The 18,361-nt window shown below is 35.7% G+C and carries 18 protein-coding genes; 10 read left to right on the forward strand and 8 right to left on the reverse strand.

Features of this window, described 5'->3' with window-relative positions:
• Positions 1-16: 16 nt before the first annotated feature.
• Positions 17-1,273, reverse strand: coding sequence for a hypothetical protein (locus tag MHI47_RS01840; RefSeq protein WP_340761291.1), 1,257 nt, complete (start codon positions 1,271-1,273; stop codon positions 17-19).
• 111 nt (positions 1,274-1,384) lie between these two features.
• Here MHI47_RS01840 and MHI47_RS01845 point away from each other — a divergent pair, with 111 nt between their 5' ends.
• Positions 1,385-2,038, forward strand: coding sequence for an SIMPL domain-containing protein (locus MHI47_RS01845; RefSeq protein WP_340761292.1), 654 nt, complete (start codon positions 1,385-1,387; stop codon positions 2,036-2,038).
• Positions 2,039-2,096: 58 nt separating this feature from the next.
• Here the strand turns inward: MHI47_RS01845 and MHI47_RS01850 are convergent, their stop codons facing one another.
• The 5 genes from MHI47_RS01850 to MHI47_RS01870 form a co-directional block, all read right to left on the reverse strand.
• A complete protein-coding gene (locus tag MHI47_RS01850; protein WP_340829209.1) occupies positions 2,097-3,746 on the reverse strand; it encodes a methyl-accepting chemotaxis protein in 1,650 nt (549 codons plus the stop codon).
• Positions 3,747-3,764: 18 nt separating this feature from the next.
• Positions 3,765-4,742 (reverse strand): BMP family lipoprotein, encoded by a 978-nt coding sequence (locus MHI47_RS01855; RefSeq protein WP_340761295.1) that lies wholly within the window; start codon positions 4,740-4,742, stop codon positions 3,765-3,767.
• A 140-nt stretch (positions 4,743-4,882) separates the two neighbouring features.
• Positions 4,883-6,079, reverse strand: coding sequence for an iron-containing alcohol dehydrogenase (locus MHI47_RS01860; protein ID WP_340829211.1), 1,197 nt, complete (start codon positions 6,077-6,079; stop codon positions 4,883-4,885).
• A gap of 13 nt (positions 6,080-6,092) precedes the next feature.
• Positions 6,093-7,514: an aldehyde dehydrogenase family protein gene (locus MHI47_RS01865; RefSeq protein ID WP_340829212.1), complete on the reverse strand. Its 1,422-nt coding sequence runs from the start codon at positions 7,512-7,514 to the stop codon at positions 6,093-6,095.
• Between the two features lie 127 nt (positions 7,515-7,641).
• Positions 7,642-8,634 carry a LacI family DNA-binding transcriptional regulator gene (locus tag MHI47_RS01870; RefSeq protein ID WP_340829215.1) on the reverse strand — a complete coding sequence of 331 codons (993 nt, stop codon included), beginning with the start codon at positions 8,632-8,634 and terminating at the stop codon, positions 7,642-7,644.
• A gap of 273 nt (positions 8,635-8,907) precedes the next feature.
• On the opposite strand from MHI47_RS01870, the gene MHI47_RS01875 reads away from it, so the two are divergent.
• Genes MHI47_RS01875 through MHI47_RS01910 form a run of 9 tightly spaced genes read left to right on the forward strand, consistent with a single transcriptional unit; the run spans position 8,908 to position 16,681 of the window.
• Positions 8,908-9,702 carry an enoyl-CoA hydratase/isomerase family protein gene (locus MHI47_RS01875; RefSeq protein WP_445678290.1) on the forward strand — a complete coding sequence of 265 codons (795 nt, stop codon included), beginning with the start codon at positions 8,908-8,910 and terminating at the stop codon, positions 9,700-9,702.
• Between the two features lie 30 nt (positions 9,703-9,732).
• Entirely contained in the window at positions 9,733-11,031 is a 1,299-nt protein-coding gene (locus tag MHI47_RS01880) for a GntP family permease (protein ID WP_340829218.1), read from the forward strand.
• Between the two features lie 27 nt (positions 11,032-11,058).
• Positions 11,059-12,234, forward strand: coding sequence for an acetyl-CoA C-acetyltransferase (locus tag MHI47_RS01885; RefSeq protein ID WP_340829219.1), 1,176 nt, complete (start codon positions 11,059-11,061; stop codon positions 12,232-12,234).
• Positions 12,235-12,257: 23 nt separating this feature from the next.
• Positions 12,258-13,106 (forward strand): 3-hydroxyacyl-CoA dehydrogenase family protein, encoded by an 849-nt coding sequence (locus tag MHI47_RS01890; RefSeq protein ID WP_340829221.1) that lies wholly within the window; start codon positions 12,258-12,260, stop codon positions 13,104-13,106.
• The gene (locus tag MHI47_RS20165) at positions 13,093-13,491 is read left to right on the forward strand and encodes a MaoC family dehydratase (RefSeq protein ID WP_419957579.1); all 399 of its coding nucleotides are present in this window, start codon (positions 13,093-13,095) and stop codon (positions 13,489-13,491) included. Before MHI47_RS01890 ends, MHI47_RS20165 begins: the two co-directional genes overlap by 14 nt.
• Positions 13,488-13,868, forward strand: coding sequence for a hypothetical protein (locus MHI47_RS01895; RefSeq protein WP_340829222.1), 381 nt, complete (start codon positions 13,488-13,490; stop codon positions 13,866-13,868). Before MHI47_RS20165 ends, MHI47_RS01895 begins: the two co-directional genes overlap by 4 nt.
• An 18-nt stretch (positions 13,869-13,886) precedes the next feature.
• Positions 13,887-14,297: an acyl-CoA thioesterase gene (locus MHI47_RS01900; RefSeq protein WP_340829223.1), complete on the forward strand. Its 411-nt coding sequence runs from the start codon at positions 13,887-13,889 to the stop codon at positions 14,295-14,297.
• Positions 14,287-15,066 carry an enoyl-CoA hydratase/isomerase family protein gene (locus MHI47_RS01905; protein WP_340829224.1) on the forward strand — a complete coding sequence of 260 codons (780 nt, stop codon included), beginning with the start codon at positions 14,287-14,289 and terminating at the stop codon, positions 15,064-15,066. Before MHI47_RS01900 ends, MHI47_RS01905 begins: the two co-directional genes overlap by 11 nt.
• The gene (locus MHI47_RS01910; protein ID WP_340829226.1) at positions 15,053-16,681 is read left to right on the forward strand and encodes a class I adenylate-forming enzyme family protein; all 1,629 of its coding nucleotides are present in this window, start codon (positions 15,053-15,055) and stop codon (positions 16,679-16,681) included. The genes MHI47_RS01905 and MHI47_RS01910 overlap by 14 nt, the downstream gene beginning before the upstream one ends.
• Positions 16,682-16,784: 103 nt before the next feature.
• Here MHI47_RS01910 and MHI47_RS01915 read toward each other — a convergent pair whose 3' ends face one another.
• A complete protein-coding gene (locus tag MHI47_RS01915) occupies positions 16,785-17,354 on the reverse strand; it encodes a PepSY domain-containing protein (protein WP_340829227.1) in 570 nt (189 codons plus the stop codon).
• A 270-nt stretch (positions 17,355-17,624) separates the two neighbouring features.
• The gene (locus MHI47_RS01920) at positions 17,625-18,338 is read right to left on the reverse strand and encodes a PepSY domain-containing protein (RefSeq protein WP_340761298.1); all 714 of its coding nucleotides are present in this window, start codon (positions 18,336-18,338) and stop codon (positions 17,625-17,627) included.
• Between the last annotated feature and the right edge of the window lie 23 nt (positions 18,339-18,361).

Genomic DNA, 18,361 nt, shown 5'->3' on the forward strand with positions numbered 1-18,361 from the left:
TAAGAGATTTTTATTTTTAATCCCAATGAATTGCTTCTATTTTTTCAAGATCAAAAGAGATCGTTTCTATGCCATTTGAAAAAAAAGCGATACCTGTTTTTTTATTGATTGAAATTAGTTTTTCTACTGCGATTGGCACACCCCCAACAATAATTTGTTTAAGAGGATAATCTGGTGGAAGCTTAGATAACAATATACCTAAGTTACCCTTTATATCTAGTAGTCTCTCTATGGAATCCTTTACATCTGATAGAACTTCAATCTGTTGAGCATCTACTTCTTTAATACTTTCCAGGCTAACTTTAACTTTTTCAAGTTGTCGATCTTGATTGTCTGATAACTGCAGTAAAAAACCTTGCTGTCTATTTAAGCTATCTTGTAGATAATTATATATATCGTCCTGCTGTGTTATTTGATGTTTAATTTCCTCAAATATTAATTCATCCATCTCCTCAGAAAGCTCCAGTTTCTCATTTACCTGATTATTAAAATGGTTTTGCTCTTTAAATTGACTTGAAAAAAGCTGATACTGATTGTTTTGAGTTTCAGATAAATTATTTAGAATTTCTTTTTGTTTATTAAATTGCTCGTTTATTTGTTTTACCATTTCTTCCAGATGAGTTGGAGATGTTAACTGTTCTTCTTTAGCAGAATATATTTTATGCAAAAGGTTCTGTTCTTCCAAATTTTTCGATACTATAGTAAAAAATCGCTTTTGTTCTGTTAGCACACTTTGAATGATTTCCAATTGCGTATCTGTCTTACTTCCATGTTGATGTAGTTGACCTTTAATATCTTCTAAAGAACCGTTTTGTTTAATAGCAAAATTGTTAAGAAAATTTCTTTGCCTATTCACACTTACTTGTAGTTTTGTTAGTGCTCTCTCGAAATTGTTTGTTTTCTCGTTATTTACTTCGTTAAGTTCAGAATGGTTATTTAAAAGTACATTGATGGATTGAAGTGATTGCCCTAGGTTTTGTAATTGGTACTTGGATTCTTTTGAAGTTTGCGCAAAATTGAACAGTATCTTTTTGATATTGCCATAATCATATCTGTGATTAGTATTTAACTTATTAAGGACTGTGCTTTGATCACGTAATTCACGTAAAATGGTTTTACTCGATTGGTCCAACTGTGAAATAGATTTCATTAAACGACGATTTACGACTATTTGTTCTTCTAGAAATTCTGCATTGTGATTGGTATAAAAATGTTTTTGGCTGTTACTCTTTGCCAAGGCATCAGAAACTAAATGGACCTTCGATTCTTTCACTTCTTCATACTCCTTTATACAGAAAGTCATTATGCCTTATTTTATGAACATTATTGTTATATGTGATGAATTAGGTTGTGTTGGTATAAACATATAAAAGGTGGTAATTGAATGTTGTATGCAGGTATTCCATCTCTTTCAGTTCCTATGGTGAGAATAATCACCGTAACTGGCAGGGGGGTAAAAGAGGTTGCACCAAACTATGCTCAACTCCAAATAGAAGTAAGAACGCAAGGGAAAGAGGTACAACAAACCCAGGCAGAAAATGCCCAAGTGATGAATCGGGTAATACAATCCTTATTGGCGTTAAATATTCCAAGGGAAAACATACAAACAGCAGCTTTTAATATCTTTCCGCAATATGATTTTATAGACGGAAAACAGGTATTCAGAGGTTATGAGGTGACGAATGCTATTACAGTAAAACTAGAGGATCTTGAAAAAGTGGGTAGTGTAATCGATACTGCGGTGGCAAATGGGGCGAATAGTGTATCGTCTATTCAGTTTGGTTTAGATAACCCAGAGGTTGTTTACCAACAGGCGCTTCAGAAAGCACTTCAACATGCTCAAGTTAATGCTCAAACAATTGCTCAGACGATGAAGCTCACATTATATCCACAACCAATTTCTATCGTGGAGGAGCACCAGCAAAATGGGCCAGAACTGTATAAAACACTCTCGATAGCTAGTTCGCAGATGGGAACACCTATTGAGCAAGGAGAAATTTCTGTAAGTGCAACCGTTACTGTCAAATTTCAGTATTAATAAATGAAAGACCAAAAATCCCCGTATGTTAGTTTATACACGGGGATTTTTGGTCGTACTAAATATTAAATTTGGAAACCCTAATTTGTAAGTCCTCGGCAAGATTTGCTAGAGAGACAGCTGCTGCTGTTACTTCTTCCATTGAGGCTAGCTGCTCTTCTGAAGCCGCAGCAACAGAAGATGAACTATCAAATGTTTCACTTGCTACTGTAGACATATTATTAGCATGGTTAGCAACATCTTTAACAATTATATGAATGTTATTTGTGATGGATGATATATCTCCAACTTGTTCTTTTACTAGTTCTACCGATGTCAGGATATCATGGAACGTTACTTCCGTGTGATGGGCAATTGTAAGCCCAGAGTCAACTTTTTCCTTTACTCCATTAATGGATGTTACTGTTTTCTTTGTCTCACTTTCAATTTCGGTAGCAATTTCGGAAATATCAGAGACCGATTTTCTCGTTTGTTCGGACAGTTTCCTCACTTCATCTGCAACTACTGCAAAGCCTTTACCCGCTTCACCAGCACGTGCTGCTTCAATGGCTGCATTTAGAGCAAGCAAATTCGTTTGGTCCGCGATGTCTGTAATAAGTTTGAGGATGTGCATAATTTCTTTAGAACGGTCATTGAGTGTGACAAGCGCCTGATCTGTTTCTAATACAGCATCATTTATTAATCTCATCTGTGCTACTGTATCTTGAACGAATGCAGAACCTTGCAAGGTTTTCTCATTAGTTGCAATCGTTATTTTCATTGTATCTTTTGCTTTTTCCGCAATTTGAGTAATTGCATTTGCGCTTTCCTCTGCAGAGCGAGCAGATTCTTTTGCCATATTTGTTTGATGCTCTGCTCCTTCAGAAACTTGTTGGATAGAAGAGGATATCAATTCAGTACCCTTCATCGTCTCATCTGCACTTGCCATTAGTTCTTCTGCAGAAGCGGCTACTTGATTGGAGCTATCAGAGACGTGCGTAATGACTTCTCTTAAATTCATAGTCATTTGTTCAAAGGACTTTTGCAGTGTTGCCACTTCATCTCGAGTTTTTACTTGTACAATATCGACAGCAAGATTCCCGTTGGCAATTTCCTCTGCATTCTTAGTAATGTCACGGATTGGCCGAACAATTCTATTGGTAAAGATAATCACCAAAGTGATACTACTAACTAACAACAGCACTACTAAAATAATGGAAATAGAAATAATACCATCAATTTTGGTTTGCAAATTGCTCTGCATAATCGAATATTCTGTAGTAATATTTCTTTTTAATTGAATAACGTCATTTATAAGTCCTTTTGTACGCGTTGATTGTCGCTTAATCTCGGCAAGGTTTTGTTCCGTAATTGCTTGATTGGAATAACTTAATATTTCTTCATACTTTTTAGAGATATTAGTATTCAATTGTTTCTGTTCCGATGTTGTTAGGGAAGATGATAGTTCATCATTGATCGATTGAGTAGAAGCTAAATCGACCTCTATATCATTTTTATTGCTTTCTGATATATTTAGCGAGTATACACTTAACGATTTTTGTAAGCTTTTTGCTGAACTATTTAACTCTTCGACTTTCACTAAAGCTTTTACAATTTCTTCTGTCGACGATTTTAATGCCGATAGTTGAATTATGTTATAGCCGATAATACAGGCAGATAGTAGCAACGGGATAATAGATATCATTAATATCTTCTGTTTAAGCTTCATATTCTAGTCACCTTATTTCTATTGTAGTATTGTTATAGAACCATTTGCGATATCTTCTTGTAGTTTAGCTATCCGATTTTTCTCAGCGGCCGATAATTCGATTACACGAATAGGTGCAATACTTACACCATTTTCCTTTATGCCTAGTATTTGATTTTTCTCAGATATTTTACCGTCTTCGACTAGTTCTTGTATGGTATTGAAAATAGCAATGTCCACTTGTTTTAGCATAGAAGAGACAATCGAATTCTCCGCCAAGTAAAACTGATCGCTGTCTACTCCAAATGTATAGATGCCTAAGCGTTCAGATTCCTTTATAACGCCAACTCCTGTGAAGCCTGCAGCAGGGTAGATATAGTCAGCTTTGGCTGAAATCATTTCTTTTGCAATGCTTTCACCCAATTTATCATTGCCGAAGTCATTCGCGTATTCGGATAACACTACTGCCTCTGGATTTTCAGATTTTACACCTGCTGTAAAGCCTTTTTCAAATTTATGGATGAGCGGAACATCCTCACCTCCAACAAATCCAACAACATTACTTGTTGTTTTCATACCAGCTATTGCTCCTAACAAAAACGAGGCTTCCTCTTCTTTAAATGTTACGTTGTTGACATTGGGTAGGTCTGATTGAGCATCTATTAGTAAAAATGATGTTTCTGGATATTTCTTTGCAATCATTTCAAGGTCTTCTTGGACGGAAAATCCAAGGCCAATAATTAGATCGTTACCAGATTTCACTAGCTGCTCTAGTCCTTTTGCATATGTCTCTGTTTCTTGGATTTCTTTATACTCAAATGAGATATTCAGCTCATCCCGTGCTTTTTCTAAGCCTGCAAAACCTAAATCAGAGAATGATTGATCTCCAAGTCCTGCATTCGAAAGCATAATCCCAATTTTTAATTGCTGATTCTCTAAAGTGGGTTCCTTCTCCGTGCATCCCGTAATAATTAATAAAGAGATAAATATTAATGAAATAATAAGACCTTTGTTCATACAGACACTCCTAATGATAAATAATTGATATTCTTGACTAATATCGTCTCATAATCAAGATACTTAAGCTGTTTTATGTACATTAATAATTCAGAAATTTATATATACAAAACTATGCATTTACAAAGAAAAAAGAGCCTTTAATAGGCTCCAACTTGTACTTTCTTTTCTATAATAATGCCATCAAATGCAGCTTTGTAGATGATAAAGATATCCTCTTTTAATAATGACATCGGACTACGAGCAAGAATTCGTTTTTGCTTAAGAGCATCCGTTGTTAAGCTTTTTAATGCGTCCTCTGTAATATTGAATCCTTTCAAGGTGGAAGGGATATTCACGTCTTCTACCAAACGTTTCAGTTCAGTAACACATTTGTATGAAGCTTCTTTTTGTGAAAGATTCGCAGAGCTAAAGCCCATCGCATCATAAATATCTTTCATTCGTTTTTCGCAACTTGGGCGAATATATCCCATTACATATGGTAGCAAAACGGCATTAGAATCGCCATGAGCAATATGGAATTGACCCCCAAGGGGATAAGCTAATGCATGAACCCCAGCAACTCCTGCGTTGAAAAATGATAAACCAGCTAAATAGCTACCATAACTCATATCTGTACGGGCTTGTTTGTCTTCTCCGTTGCTAACTGCTTGACGGATAGAATTACTGATCAATCGAATTGCCTGTAAAGCCAATGCATCAGAAACTGGGCTAGCACTTTTAGAAATATATGATTCTAGAGCATGAGTGAGAGCATCAACTCCAGTTGCAGCAGTTACCTTTGGTGGTAATGAAATAGTAAGGGCAGGATCTACGATTGCCACGTCCGCCAATAAATAGTCATGAGCTATAACGTCTTTAGAAGTTTCAAGTGACAGAACCGAGATATTGGTCACTTCTGAGCCAGTTCCAGAAGTTGTTGGGATTAGTATAGTAGGAATACCCTTTTTCTTAACTTTCTTCGTTCCAGTTAAATTTAAGTAGTCTGCCACTCTTCCTTCATTCGAGGCAAAAACTCCAGCAAGTTTAGATAGGTCCAGTGCACTGCCACCGCCTACGCCAATGACCAAATCAAATGCATTTTCACGTGTATATGCGACTAGTTTTTCACCGATTGCTAAAGGTGGTTCTGGAACAACATCTGTATAGACTGCTATTGAATAACCTGCTTCTACAAGTGGATCAACTACTTTATTGGTTATACCTATATCTTTTAAGAATGGATCTGTAATTACTAGAATTTTTTTCGCGTTAAAGCGTTCAACCTCTTCTAATAAATGGGAAAGGCAACCCCAACCAGTATAGCTGATAGGTGGTAATGTAATTTTTTCGGACATATATTAAGCTCCTTTATTGCTGGTTCCAAACGACAAGCTTAGTCTCTGTCATTTCATGAATAGCATATTTTAATCCTTCTTTACCAGTGCCGCTCTCTTTCACTCCACCGTATGGCATTTGATCAATACGGTAGGTAGGGATGTCGTTAATCATGACTCCACCAACCTCTAATTCCTTGGAAGCTATAAATGCAGTTTGTATGTCATTTGTGAAAATACCTGCCTGTAAACCAAAATCGGAATTATTAATGGCTTCAATGCCTACCTTAATAGAAGAGATACGGTTCACTAAAACAATCGGTGCAAATACTTCTTGGCATGATACCTTAGAAGTAGCGGATACATTCGTTAAAATTGTAGGCAAGAAGACGCCATTTTCTATCGTTCCACCAGAAATAATTTTCGCACCTTGTTCAACAGCTTCCTGAACCCAATTTAGCGCTCGATCTTGTTCGCTCGGATTAATCATCGCGGAAATATCTGTTGATTCATTATCTGGACTACCAATAATGAGCTGTTTTGTTAATTTAGAAAATTGTTCAAGAAATTCATCGTATACTTCATCCATTACATAAGTGCGCTGCAATGAAATACATACCTGACCTTGGTTGGAGAATGCACCCATTACACATTTTGGTACAATTTGAGTAAGATCTACGTTTTTGTCTATTATCAATCCGGCATTAGAGCCTAATTCTAGGGCTATTTTTTTCAATCCAGCCTTATCCCGAATACCTTTTCCGACAGATGGACTGCCTGTAAATGTAATCATTTTTACTTTATCACTTTCTACAAGTGCGTCTCCAACCGTTTTACCACTACCTGTAACAACATTAAATACTCCTTTAGGCAAAGCCGTTTGGTCAATTAGTTCTGCTAAAAACAGGGCAGAAAGGGGAGTCTGTGATGCTGGTTTCAAAATAATTGTGTTACCGGCAGCAATTGCAGGGCCTACCTTATGTGCAACTAAGTTTTGTGGGAAATTAAACGGCGTAATGGCCCCAACAACACCGATCGGTTGTTCGATTGTATAACCGAACCGATTGGCTCCATTTTTTGCAGCGTCCATTGGAATCATTTCACCTGTCAGTCGTTTTGCTTCTTCAGCAGCAAATTTATAAGTTTCAATCGTTCGATCTATTTCACCTAACGCATATTTAATTGGTTTTGCTGCCTCTAAAGAAATAATGAAAGCTGCCTTTTGACGGTTATCGATAAATAGTTGAGTAATATGTTCTAAAATAGCAGCTCGCTCATAAGCAGTTAGTGCAGCCATCTGTTTTCTAGCCTCATATGCAACATCAATCGCAGCTTCTACTTCCTCATGAGATGCTTGTGGAATTTGTGCAATAACCTCTTTTGTATGTGGAGAAAGGAGCACTGCATATTTACTTGCAGATTTCCACTCACCATTCACGTAATATTGTTTTTTCATCAAATCATCCTTTCGAATTCTATTTTCCCTTATTAGATAAATTGCACTAAATACAAAAAATTTAATTTATAAATGTATACGTATTCATTTAGTTTGAAGTTTAAACCCAAACTGTTGGAGTTTGGGTTTAAAGTTTTCGAGTTGTGCTTCTAGCGAATAGTCTAACAGGTTCTGTAATTTTCACGCAACTATTATCTTTATTATTAATCATATCAACTAATTTTTCAATTGCAAGATAGCCTAAATTTTTTCCGGAAGTGCTTCCAATAGTAGTCAAGTTAATCAAGCTATGTTGACTAAGATTCACGTTATCAATGCCTATGATACTTAAATCTTCGGGTACCAATAAATTTTCGGAAGTTGCATCATCAATTAGATTCAATGCAAGTGAATCGGATCCCGCACAAATTGCAGTGGGTCGTTGTTGTAAATGCATAAGCTTGTAAAAGGAATCTGAAATACTTTGTTTTGTTGTATCCGTGATAATTTTATATTCTTCTGGTATGTGAATTTGAAAATCTTGAATTGCTTGCAGGAACCCTAAATATCGATTGCTGAATGTACTTACGTTTAGCGGACCACCGACCCAAGCGATGTTCTTATGACCTTGTTCAATCATATGTTTAGCTGATAAGTAACCGGCGTCATAATTATCTATTTCGACAAAGTATTCATTATTTTGGTGTTTTCTATTATATGTAATAAATGGAATCTTCATTCTTATTAGTTTTTCGAAAATAGGATCATCATTCAAAATACAAGATAAAATAATTCCGTCAACTTTCTGTTCGAATGCAGTAGTATAGGCTTCACTTAATTTTTTATCATTTACGAATTGTACCTGTATTTTATAGTCCATTTCACTTGCATAGTTAACAATTGCCGTAGTTGTATCTACAAAAAATGGATTATGAAGCGGACCTGATAAAAGAGCAATAGTTCCAGTTTTATTTTGAACAAGGGAGCGAGCGTGGGCATTGGGAATATAACTTAAATCATTAATTGCATTCATTACTTTTTCAAGAGTGTTTTTTTTTACTAGTTCAGGAGTATTTAATACGCGTGAAACAGTTGCCTGAGAAACTCCTGCTAGTTTTGCAACGTCTTTTGATGATACCAAATGAGCAACCTCCAAAATCTACTTATCTTTCTTCAAACAACATTATCGCACGTTTAAAGTATATATTTTTGGTATTGTCAATACAAGCAAATGAATTATTAAATATAAGTATTCAGAAAATGTTGACAATATAAAGCTATTCAAAGTATATTAGTTTTTGAAAGCGCAATCATAAATATGTATACGTATACATAAGATGATTTTAGTTAAAATTATTATTAATTTTTTAAGTTGAGAGCAAGTGACTTAATGGTACTCAATCTATAGAAGAGGGTGAATGAAGTGAGTGAGGTAGTTAAGATTGAAAAGTTAGGAAGAGTAGCGATTATTACAATTGAGAATCCTCCTGTAAATGTACTGAGTGAGCAAGTAGTTCTGGATTTAATGAACGCTTTTAAAAGAATTGAAGAAGATTTACTTGTTAGTGCAGTTATTTTAACTGGCGCTGGTGAGAAAGCATTTATGGCTGGTGCAGATATTAAAGAGTTTCCTACTTGGCTAGGTCGAGAAGATATGGTTCAGCATGTTGAGTTAAATCATCAACTTTTTAATTATATTGAAAAACTGAAAAAACCGACTATAGCTATGTTGAATGGACTTACATTAGGTGGCGGATGTGAGCTGGCACTTAGCTGTGATCTACGTATTGCAGAAGAGCATGTCAAGATTGGTTTACCTGAAATAAATCTCGGTATTTTTCCTGGAGGAGGCGGAACCCAGAGATTACCGAAGCTAGTAGGTATATCAAAGGCGAAAGAATTAATGTTTTTCGGAGAGAGCATCAATGCAACAGAAGCACTTTCAATCAATTTAGTAAATAAAGTAACAAAAACCGGAGAAGGATTAGATGTAGCTAAAGAATGGGCAACCAAGCTTTCTGAGAAGTCCTTGAATTCTATTAATAGTATAAAAGAAGCCATGCAATATGGGTACGAGTATTCCTTCGATGAAGGTATCGTAAAAGAAACAGCACTATTTTGTGAGATTTTTCAACATCAGGATGCGTTTGAGGGTATTAATGCGTTTATTGAGAAGAGAAAACCAATATTTAACAAAGTAAATGAGTAGTTGCTAATAATCTTGTAAGGGGGATGTAGGATGAGTGTTTTTATGTTGTTAATTGGTTTGTCGATATTAATTTTTATGACAGTTAAAGGAATAAATATTATTATCAGTGCTGTAGTGGCAAGTACATTTGTTGCCCTAACATCTGGACAGGATATTATTGAAGCAATGACAGGAACGTATATGCAAGGGTTTACGGGGTACTTTGCAACTTATTTCTTATTATTCTTGTTAGGAGCAATTTTTGGTAAGGTAATGGCTGAAACCGGAGCTGCTGAAGCAATTGCAGAATGGGTCATGAAAATTATTGGACCTAAAGGAGCGGTAATGGCTGTTGTATTAGCATGTGCGATTATGACTTATGGCGGAGTATCATTATTCGTAGTAGGATTTGCAGTTTATCCACTTGCAGTATCTCTATTTAGAAATGCAAATCTTCCACGTCGCTTTATACCTGCTGCATTAGTTTTTGGATCTGTTACCTTTACAATGTTTTTACCCGGTTCTCCTGAAATTCAAAACATAATGCCGACAGAGTTTTTTGGTACCACACCTTACTCAGGTTTTTGGATTGGTATGATTGCTTCTCTTTTCAATTTTATACTAGGAACCTTCTTCCTTCATTTACTTATTAGAAAAGCAGTCAATAGAGGAGAAAAATTCGAGAAATACGATTCCGATATAGAGATAGATGAAGAAAACAAAAAGAAATTACCTAATATATTTCTTGCACTGCTTCCAGTTGTAGTTGTAGTGGCAGGAATGGTTACGTATTCACAATTATTTGAAGCAAATACTGCTGCAATCTTAGCTCTACTAGGAGCAATTGTTATAGCTTGTCTAACAATGTTCAAATTTATCAAAGGATTTTGGGACGTTCTTGGAAAGGGTTCCAATGATGCGATTGTTGCTATTTGTAATACTAGTGCTGTTATAGCTTTCGGTAAGGTTGCAGCCCTAACTAGCGGTTTTACTGAAATTGTGGAAACAGTATTAGAAATTCCAGGCCCACCATTATTAAGTATGGCAATTTGTATTAACTTAATTGCAGGTTTAACAGGATCTGCTTCAGGAGGATTAGGAATTTCCCTTCCGATCTTGGCACCAATTTATTTGAATATGGGGATAGATCCTGGTGCATTACACCGTGTATCTGTAATGTCTTCTGATGGATTGGCATCTCTACCGCACAATGGTTATATCGTTACGACTATCCGTAATATTAGTCATGAAACTTTTAAGAGGGCGTATCCTGCAGTTGCCTTAATGGCCGTGGGGCTTACCATGTGTGCGACAGTATTGGCGATAATATTGTTTACAATATTCGGTTAACTAATAGTTAACAATAGAGGTGATTTTTTGGAAAAGGTATATATCGTATCGGCGTTAAGGACTGCAGTAGGTCGTTTCGGAGGAAGCTTGAAACAGTTTAATTCTTCCGATTTAGGTGCAGAAGTCATTAAAGCAACAGTTAATGGGTTGACAGTACCTCTGGAGAAAATAGATGAAGTAATTATCGGCAATGTTTATCAGGCAGGTGGAAGAGCAAACCCGGCTAGGCAGGCGGCTTTAAAGGCTGGGTTGCCGACTTCTATTCCAGCAATGACGATAAACAAACAGTGTGCTTCTGGTATGCGTTCCGTTTCACTTGCTTTTCAGCAAATTAAAGCTGGAGAAGCAAAGCTAATTATAGCAGGTGGAACTGAGAGTATGAGTAATGTTCCTTACATTTCTTTAGATAGTCGATGGGGTAAAAAGTTAGGTGCCATTCAACTAGAAGATAGTTTGCTTTATGATGGATTAATTTGCTCGAAAGAGAATTATCATATGGGGATAACTGCGGAGAATATAGCAGAGCAATATAGTATTTCAAGAAAAGAACAAGATAAATTTGCTTTGCAAAGCCAGATTAAGGCTGCAGCTGCAATACAAGCTGGTGTGTTTGAAAAAGAGGTAGTTCCAATAGTAACGAAAAAACAAGTCTTTCAGATGGATGAGCATCCGCGCTCTACTACATTAGAAATGTTAGAAAACTTATCGGTAGCTTTTAAAGATAATGGAACTGTTACTGCGGGTAGTTCTTCCGGATTAAATGATGGAGCTTCAATTTTACTTATTGCATCTGAAAGTATGGCTAAAGAATATAATTTAACTCCTCTAGCTGAAATTGTTTCTGTTGCTTCAGCAGGAATAGACCCAAGTGTGATGGGTATCGGTCCAGTGCCTGCAACAAAAATAGCCCTTAAAAAAGCGAAGTTAACAATAGATGATATCGATTTAATTGAACTGAACGAAGCATTTGCAGCACAGGCAATAGCAGTAATAAAAGATTTAAAATTAAATGAAGAAATTGTAAATGTTAACGGGGGTGCTATCGCTCTCGGTCATCCTGTGGGAAGCTCTGGGTCAAGAATAATTGTATCCTTAGTGCACGAACTGATTAGAAGAGGTAAAGAATATGGTCTTGCAACTTTATGTATTGGTGGAGGGCAGGGAGCAACTGTGATAGTGAAAAACGTCCAAATTAAGAAATAATCTATATAGAATGAGGCGATATGATGATAGAAAAGAAAGTAATGGTTGTTGGTGCAGGGCTTATGGGAAGTGGAATTGCACAGATATTTGCTCTAGCGGGAATACCTGTTATTTTAAATGATCGCACCGAGGAAGATTTAACAAGAGGTAAAAACTTTATAGCTAAAAGTATTCAATCTATGTTAAAAAGAGAAAAGTATACAACTGAGGACGAACAAAGAATCCATAGTTCTATTCAATATTCAATGGATATCCAAGATGGGAAGGATGTTGACTTGGTAATAGAAGCGGTACCTGAGAAAATTGAATTAAAGCAAAAGGTTTTTAAACAATTGGACCAAATAGTACAAACAAACGCTATATTAGCGAGTAATACGTCCTCCCTATCGATTGCCTCTATTGGTTCAGTGACTAGTCGTCCAGAAAAAGTAATTGGTATGCACTTCTTTAGTCCCGTACCAATTATGAAGTTGTTGGAGATAATTACCTCTATTGAAACATCAGAAGATACATTGGAGCGTATTAAGGAATATGGAGCAGCAATTGGCAAAGAAACTATCATTGCTAAAGATTATCCAGGGTTTATCGTAAATCGTATTTTATTGCCAATGATGAATGAGGCAGCATTCTTAGTCATGGAAGGGACTGCCCCAGAAGAAATTGACCGCGGTCTTAAGCTTGGAGCTAATCATCCAATTGGACCTTTACGCTTAGCCGATGAATGTGGTTTAGACACAACACTGTATGCACTAGAAAGCCTATTTGAAGGATTTGGAGATTCTAAGTATCGTCCCTGCCCTCTACTGAAGAGGATGGTGGAAGCTGGAAAACTAGGAAGAAAATCTGGTAAAGGTTTTTATGACTATAACTAAGTTGTACAAAAAAACATGTACTTTAGTTATTACAGAAAGCCATTTACTTGTGCCGATTATATGGGAAGGTGATTTAAACCTCCATTCTAATGAGCCCTTGATGAAACAATCAAGGTTTCAAAATATCATACTTCACGGAGACACAGTTTTTTCCTTGGCCACCACATTAATTGAAAAGCAGGAAGCTAAATTCACTTTTATAAATCAGTTTGACACTACATATAAAAGAAGTGTCACAATTGGAGATCATATTTTCGTTGAATACAATTTGGTAGTCACGGAGCACCAAAGAAAAGTTGAATTTCTGGTTTTTAACGTTGACCGTAAACTAGTAATGGAGGGAACCGTGTGGACCACTTCAGAAAATGAGGTGTTTGAGAGTTGAACTTTATCAAGCAGCCAAATACGACTATTAGTAGGACTTTATATCAAACAGATATTATTCTTTTTCAAAAGCTATTAGGTAATGAAAGTTCAGAGGAAGCTCAATTTTCAGACAATAGGCAACTTGTAATGCTGGCTATAGGTATCTTAAATAGGACACTTAACTTAGAGGGATTTTTAGTTGCTGTAGTAGGTCAAAAGTGGAAATTTTATGGGAAAGTGATGATTGGAGAGACCCTTTCGGTGACTTATCAAGTTCAGGAAAATAAAACCTTTGGTAATAAAAGATATATTTATGATATAAAAATAGACCTAATTGTGGAAGAACATGTAGTAGCAGAAGGAATTTGGGGAATTATGTTGAACAGTAAATTATAAAGGAAAGGGGAGAATATAATGTATCAAACAATTATCGAACCACGAGTTTCTGAAACAGATGGGGTGGGACATATAAATAATACAACGGTGCCTATTTGGTTAGAGGGTGGTAGAAATAAACTCTTCTCATTGTTCAATCCAGATCTCAGCTTTAAAGAATGGAAAATGATTATTCTGAAAACCACTGTTGAATACAAGCAACAAATATATTTTGGAACGAATGTAGAAATTAAATGCTGGATTAAGCGAATTGGCAACTCAAGTTTAGAGTTATATGAGGAAATTTGGCAACATGATAGGTTAACTATCCAAGCAAATACTGTATACGTTAACTATAATGTACATGAAAAAAGAAGTGAGATTATACCAAATGAAATTCGAAAAGAATTGGAAAAGCATTTATTTGAGGAGGGTTTAAATGGACAATAAAGTAATTTATCAATTAGAAAGTTATATAGCTAGAATTACATTAAATCGTCCTAATGCCTTGAATGCTTTAGATAATGATATGATAGCAGATTTAATTAGTTTTCTAAAGGAAAGTAAAAGAGACGACAAAGTTCGCGTTGTAATAATAGAGGGTAACGGAAAGGCATTTTGTTCTGGGGATGATCTCGTAGACATGGGAACAGAAAGAAATCCCAATCCAACTGACAAATTAACAGAGTACACTGATGGATATCCTGAGGTAGTTTTAGCAATGAAAAACCTAGAAAAACCTATTGTTGTAAAAGTGCAAAAATATGCTCTTGGTGCAGGGCTTGAAATTGCCTTGGCAGCTGATTTTATTATTGCCTCTACAGATACAAAATTTGGCCTTCCTTTTGTGTTAAGAGGAATTTCAGCAGGTACATATCTTTTACAAAAAAGAATTGGATATCATCGTGCAGCAAGATATCTCTATTTAGGAGAAATGTTCGGAACAGAAGAAGCTTCTCAATGGGGTTTATTATTTAAACAAGTAGAAATGGAATCATTAAATGAAGAAGTAGAAAAATTGGCAGAGCATTTATCGAAGAGTGCTACACGAACTATTGGCTTAATGAAGAAAGCGATGCATACAAGCGAAAATATGGAATTAGAGGCAGCCTTTCAAGTGCAGACCTATTCTACTTTAGCCTCATTCCATACAATGGATTATGCCGAGGGTAAGCAAGCTTTCATTGAAAAAAGAGAGACAAATTTTGAAGGGAAGTGAGGAATTGGGAATGCAACTAACTCTACAAAAACAACCAATCCATTCTTATATTGAACAACATGCTAAATTAGACTCGGGAAAAATGGCAATTAATTTCTATGGTCAAGAAATAACGTACGGTGAATTGTGGAATGCAATTAATCGGATGGCTAACTTTCTATTTGAACAAGGAGTGAAGAAAGGAGATACAGTAGCTTTATACCTTCAAAATTGTCCTCAATATGTAATTGCCTTTTTTGCAGTACAGAAAATAGGTGCGATTGCTGGCCCATGTAATCCAATGTTCAAAGAATGGGAACTAAAATACCAATTAAACGATCTTAACGCTAAAGTACTTATTACCACTCCTGATCTATTTGAAGTTTATAAAAAAGTCCAGGATGAAACGAATGTGCAAAGTAAGATACTCACTAATTACCGTGATTACTTACCTGAAACTCCGTATCCAGAATTCCCGGAGAAGATAGTAGATGCACAATTCAAAGACACGATTGCATGGTCTTCTGTATTAAAGGAACAAAAATATGACTATGAGAATAATGTAGAAATTAATATGGCTGAAGATGTTAGCTTAATTATTTATACTTCAGGTACAACAGGTTCTCCAAAAGGGGCAATGCTCACGTATACAAACTCGGAGTTTCAGGCAAACTGTGTGGCAAAGAACTTTGGCTTTACAAAAGATGATACGTACATTGCAGTTATGCCAATCTTCCATATTGCAGGTAAAGTAGTAAGTTTACTTAGTGCGATGGTTGTTGGAGCTAAAATTGTTTTACTTACTCGTTTCGATTCAAAAGGTGTGCTACAAGCGTTTGATCGATATAAAGCAACGGCTTTATATACGACTACTCCAATGAATATACAAATGATGAGAGAAGAGTTAATTCATCAGATTGATTTTAGTCATTTGAAGATTAATATAGTAACAAGCTTTGGTATCCAAATAACACAAGAAATTTCAAATGAGTGGGAAATTATTACTGGGAAGCCTTTAATGGAATTTGCCTATGGAATGAGCGAAACTCATACAGGAAATGCTATGACCCCACCCCAGGAAATTAAATATGGCAGTGTTGGAAAGCCTACTTTTGATACAGATATCAAAATAGTTCAATTTGATAATTATAATGAAGAAATGCCAATTGGTGAGCAAGGAATGATTCTTGTTAAAGGACCGAGTGTATTTAAAGGTTACAAAGGAAAAGAAGAAGAGACGATGGAATCATTCTATAAGGATTATTTTATTACCGGTGATATAGGAAAGTATGATGAAGATGGGTTTCTATATTTCTTAGGTAGAGTCAAAGAAATGATCAAATGCTCAGGCTATAGCGTTTATCCAGAAGAAGTAGAAAAAATGCTGACAAAACATGAAAAAATTAACCAAGTAGCTGTAATAGGTGTACCGGATTCAGTAAGAGGAGAATCTGTAAAAGCTTATGTTGTACTAGAAGAGAATGTGGAAGCAACAGAAATGGAAATAATTGAGTGGGCCAAAGATAAAATGTCTGCTTATAAATATCCACGTGAAATTGAATTCATCCAGGAACTTCCAAAAACAAGCTCAGGTAAAATATTAAGACGCTTACTAAAAAAGGAAACAGTAATTTAAAATATTTTATATATTATTCCTTTTCTTTATGGGGGAAGATTAATAGGCTTCTATTCAAAAAAACGCTTGATGGATATCCATCAAGCGGTAACTAATATTATTATTAATCGTCAAAACGATCGTCGTCATTATCAAGCTCCGACTCTAGAATTTCTCCAGAGCTAGCATCGATTGTAAACTCTGCATTTCCTTTATCAGTACGAAGTTCTAATTCATATTCATATCGACCATCATCAGAATCTAAACCGATTTCTACTAATGTACCTTCGAATTGTTTTTGAGCAATTTCAATTGCTTCAGCTTCTGTAATAAGTTTAGTATTTGCTGTTATATTATGCTGAACATCGTCGGCATCATCTTGGTTGTCGTTATCTTCTCTTACATTTAAGACCTTTGCGTTATAGGCATCTATTCGTACTTCGAATTCTTTTGACTTTTCTCCATTTATATCTACTTCATAAAATGTTTTTCCATTATTTTTTTCAAGATCTATACTTTCAATTGTGCCTTTAGCTTCGTTCAAGGCTACTTCTTTAGCTTTTTCGAAACCGATTAATTTTTCACTTTGCGTTTTACTAAGATTTAGATTGTCGTCATCTGCCAAAGCATTAATCCCAATTCCACCACTAATTATAAGTACAGCTGCTAGTGAACCAATTACTAATTTTTTCATTTTAATGTCCTCCTATGTTTTGTTTGCCTTACATGTATTACTATATACAGCAAAAAAGAAAGGACGGGGAGCGGAAGGTTAAAATTTGGATAGAATTTAACATTATACTCATAAAAGGTTTGGATGAAATTCCGGTTTCGCGAGTAATCACCAACATTCACTAAACTAAACATCATTTGAACGAAGTCATCGCAATAAAATCATGCTGTGTAGTAAATTTAACAAAAAAGAAAGGCTGGTAGCGGCAGTAGCCACACCAACCTTGTCTAACTAGTTCTCCCAATTTACCGATTTCACCTTACCTGTATATGCGTCAACTTCGACAACTGCTTCACGATCTTCTTCTTCTCCATTTTCAATCTCAACTTCTACTAAATAATAAGGTGGTTGACCAGTAGGTTGATGAAGTTCTGCATCATCATCGGCGGTACCTTTTAAATGAGTAGCAGCTATAGTAAGTGCCTCTTTCTCAGTGATTAGGATATTTTCAGTTGAGACAGGATCTTCTATTGGAGACTGCGAAGAATCTATTATGGCACCATTATAGGGATCCACTTTTAGATTGAATTCAACATTTTCCTTGTGCACAACGACTTCATAGTAAGGATTCTTTTCATTTATAAAAAGTACGGATTGAATCTCACCTTGAGTAGCAATTTTCTTTTTGATCTGCGCTTCCGTAAGTGTTTCAACAGCTAGGGGCACTTCCTCAGTAGCTATTTGTTTGAGGGAAAGAATAGTTCCATTGTTGGTATCCATGCTAATAGCATAAACTCCGTTTTCCATTTGCATGTCAATTTCATATTCGTTCTCCGATTTAGTCGTACGAATTATTTCGCCAGGGTATTTTGTAAGTGCTACGGATTTCAATTCCTCTTCTGTAAGTGACTTAGAAGAAAAAGGGGAAAGCCAAAGCACACCAACTACTATCAAAATAATTAGCGTTACTCCTCCGATTATATAACCGTTCTTACTTATTTTCATCGTGTCTCACCTCATGGTTAAGT

The sequence above is a fragment of the Psychrobacillus sp. FSL H8-0487 genome (assembly GCF_038008385.1).
Lineage (GTDB): Bacteria > Bacillota > Bacilli > Bacillales_A > Planococcaceae > Psychrobacillus > Psychrobacillus psychrotolerans.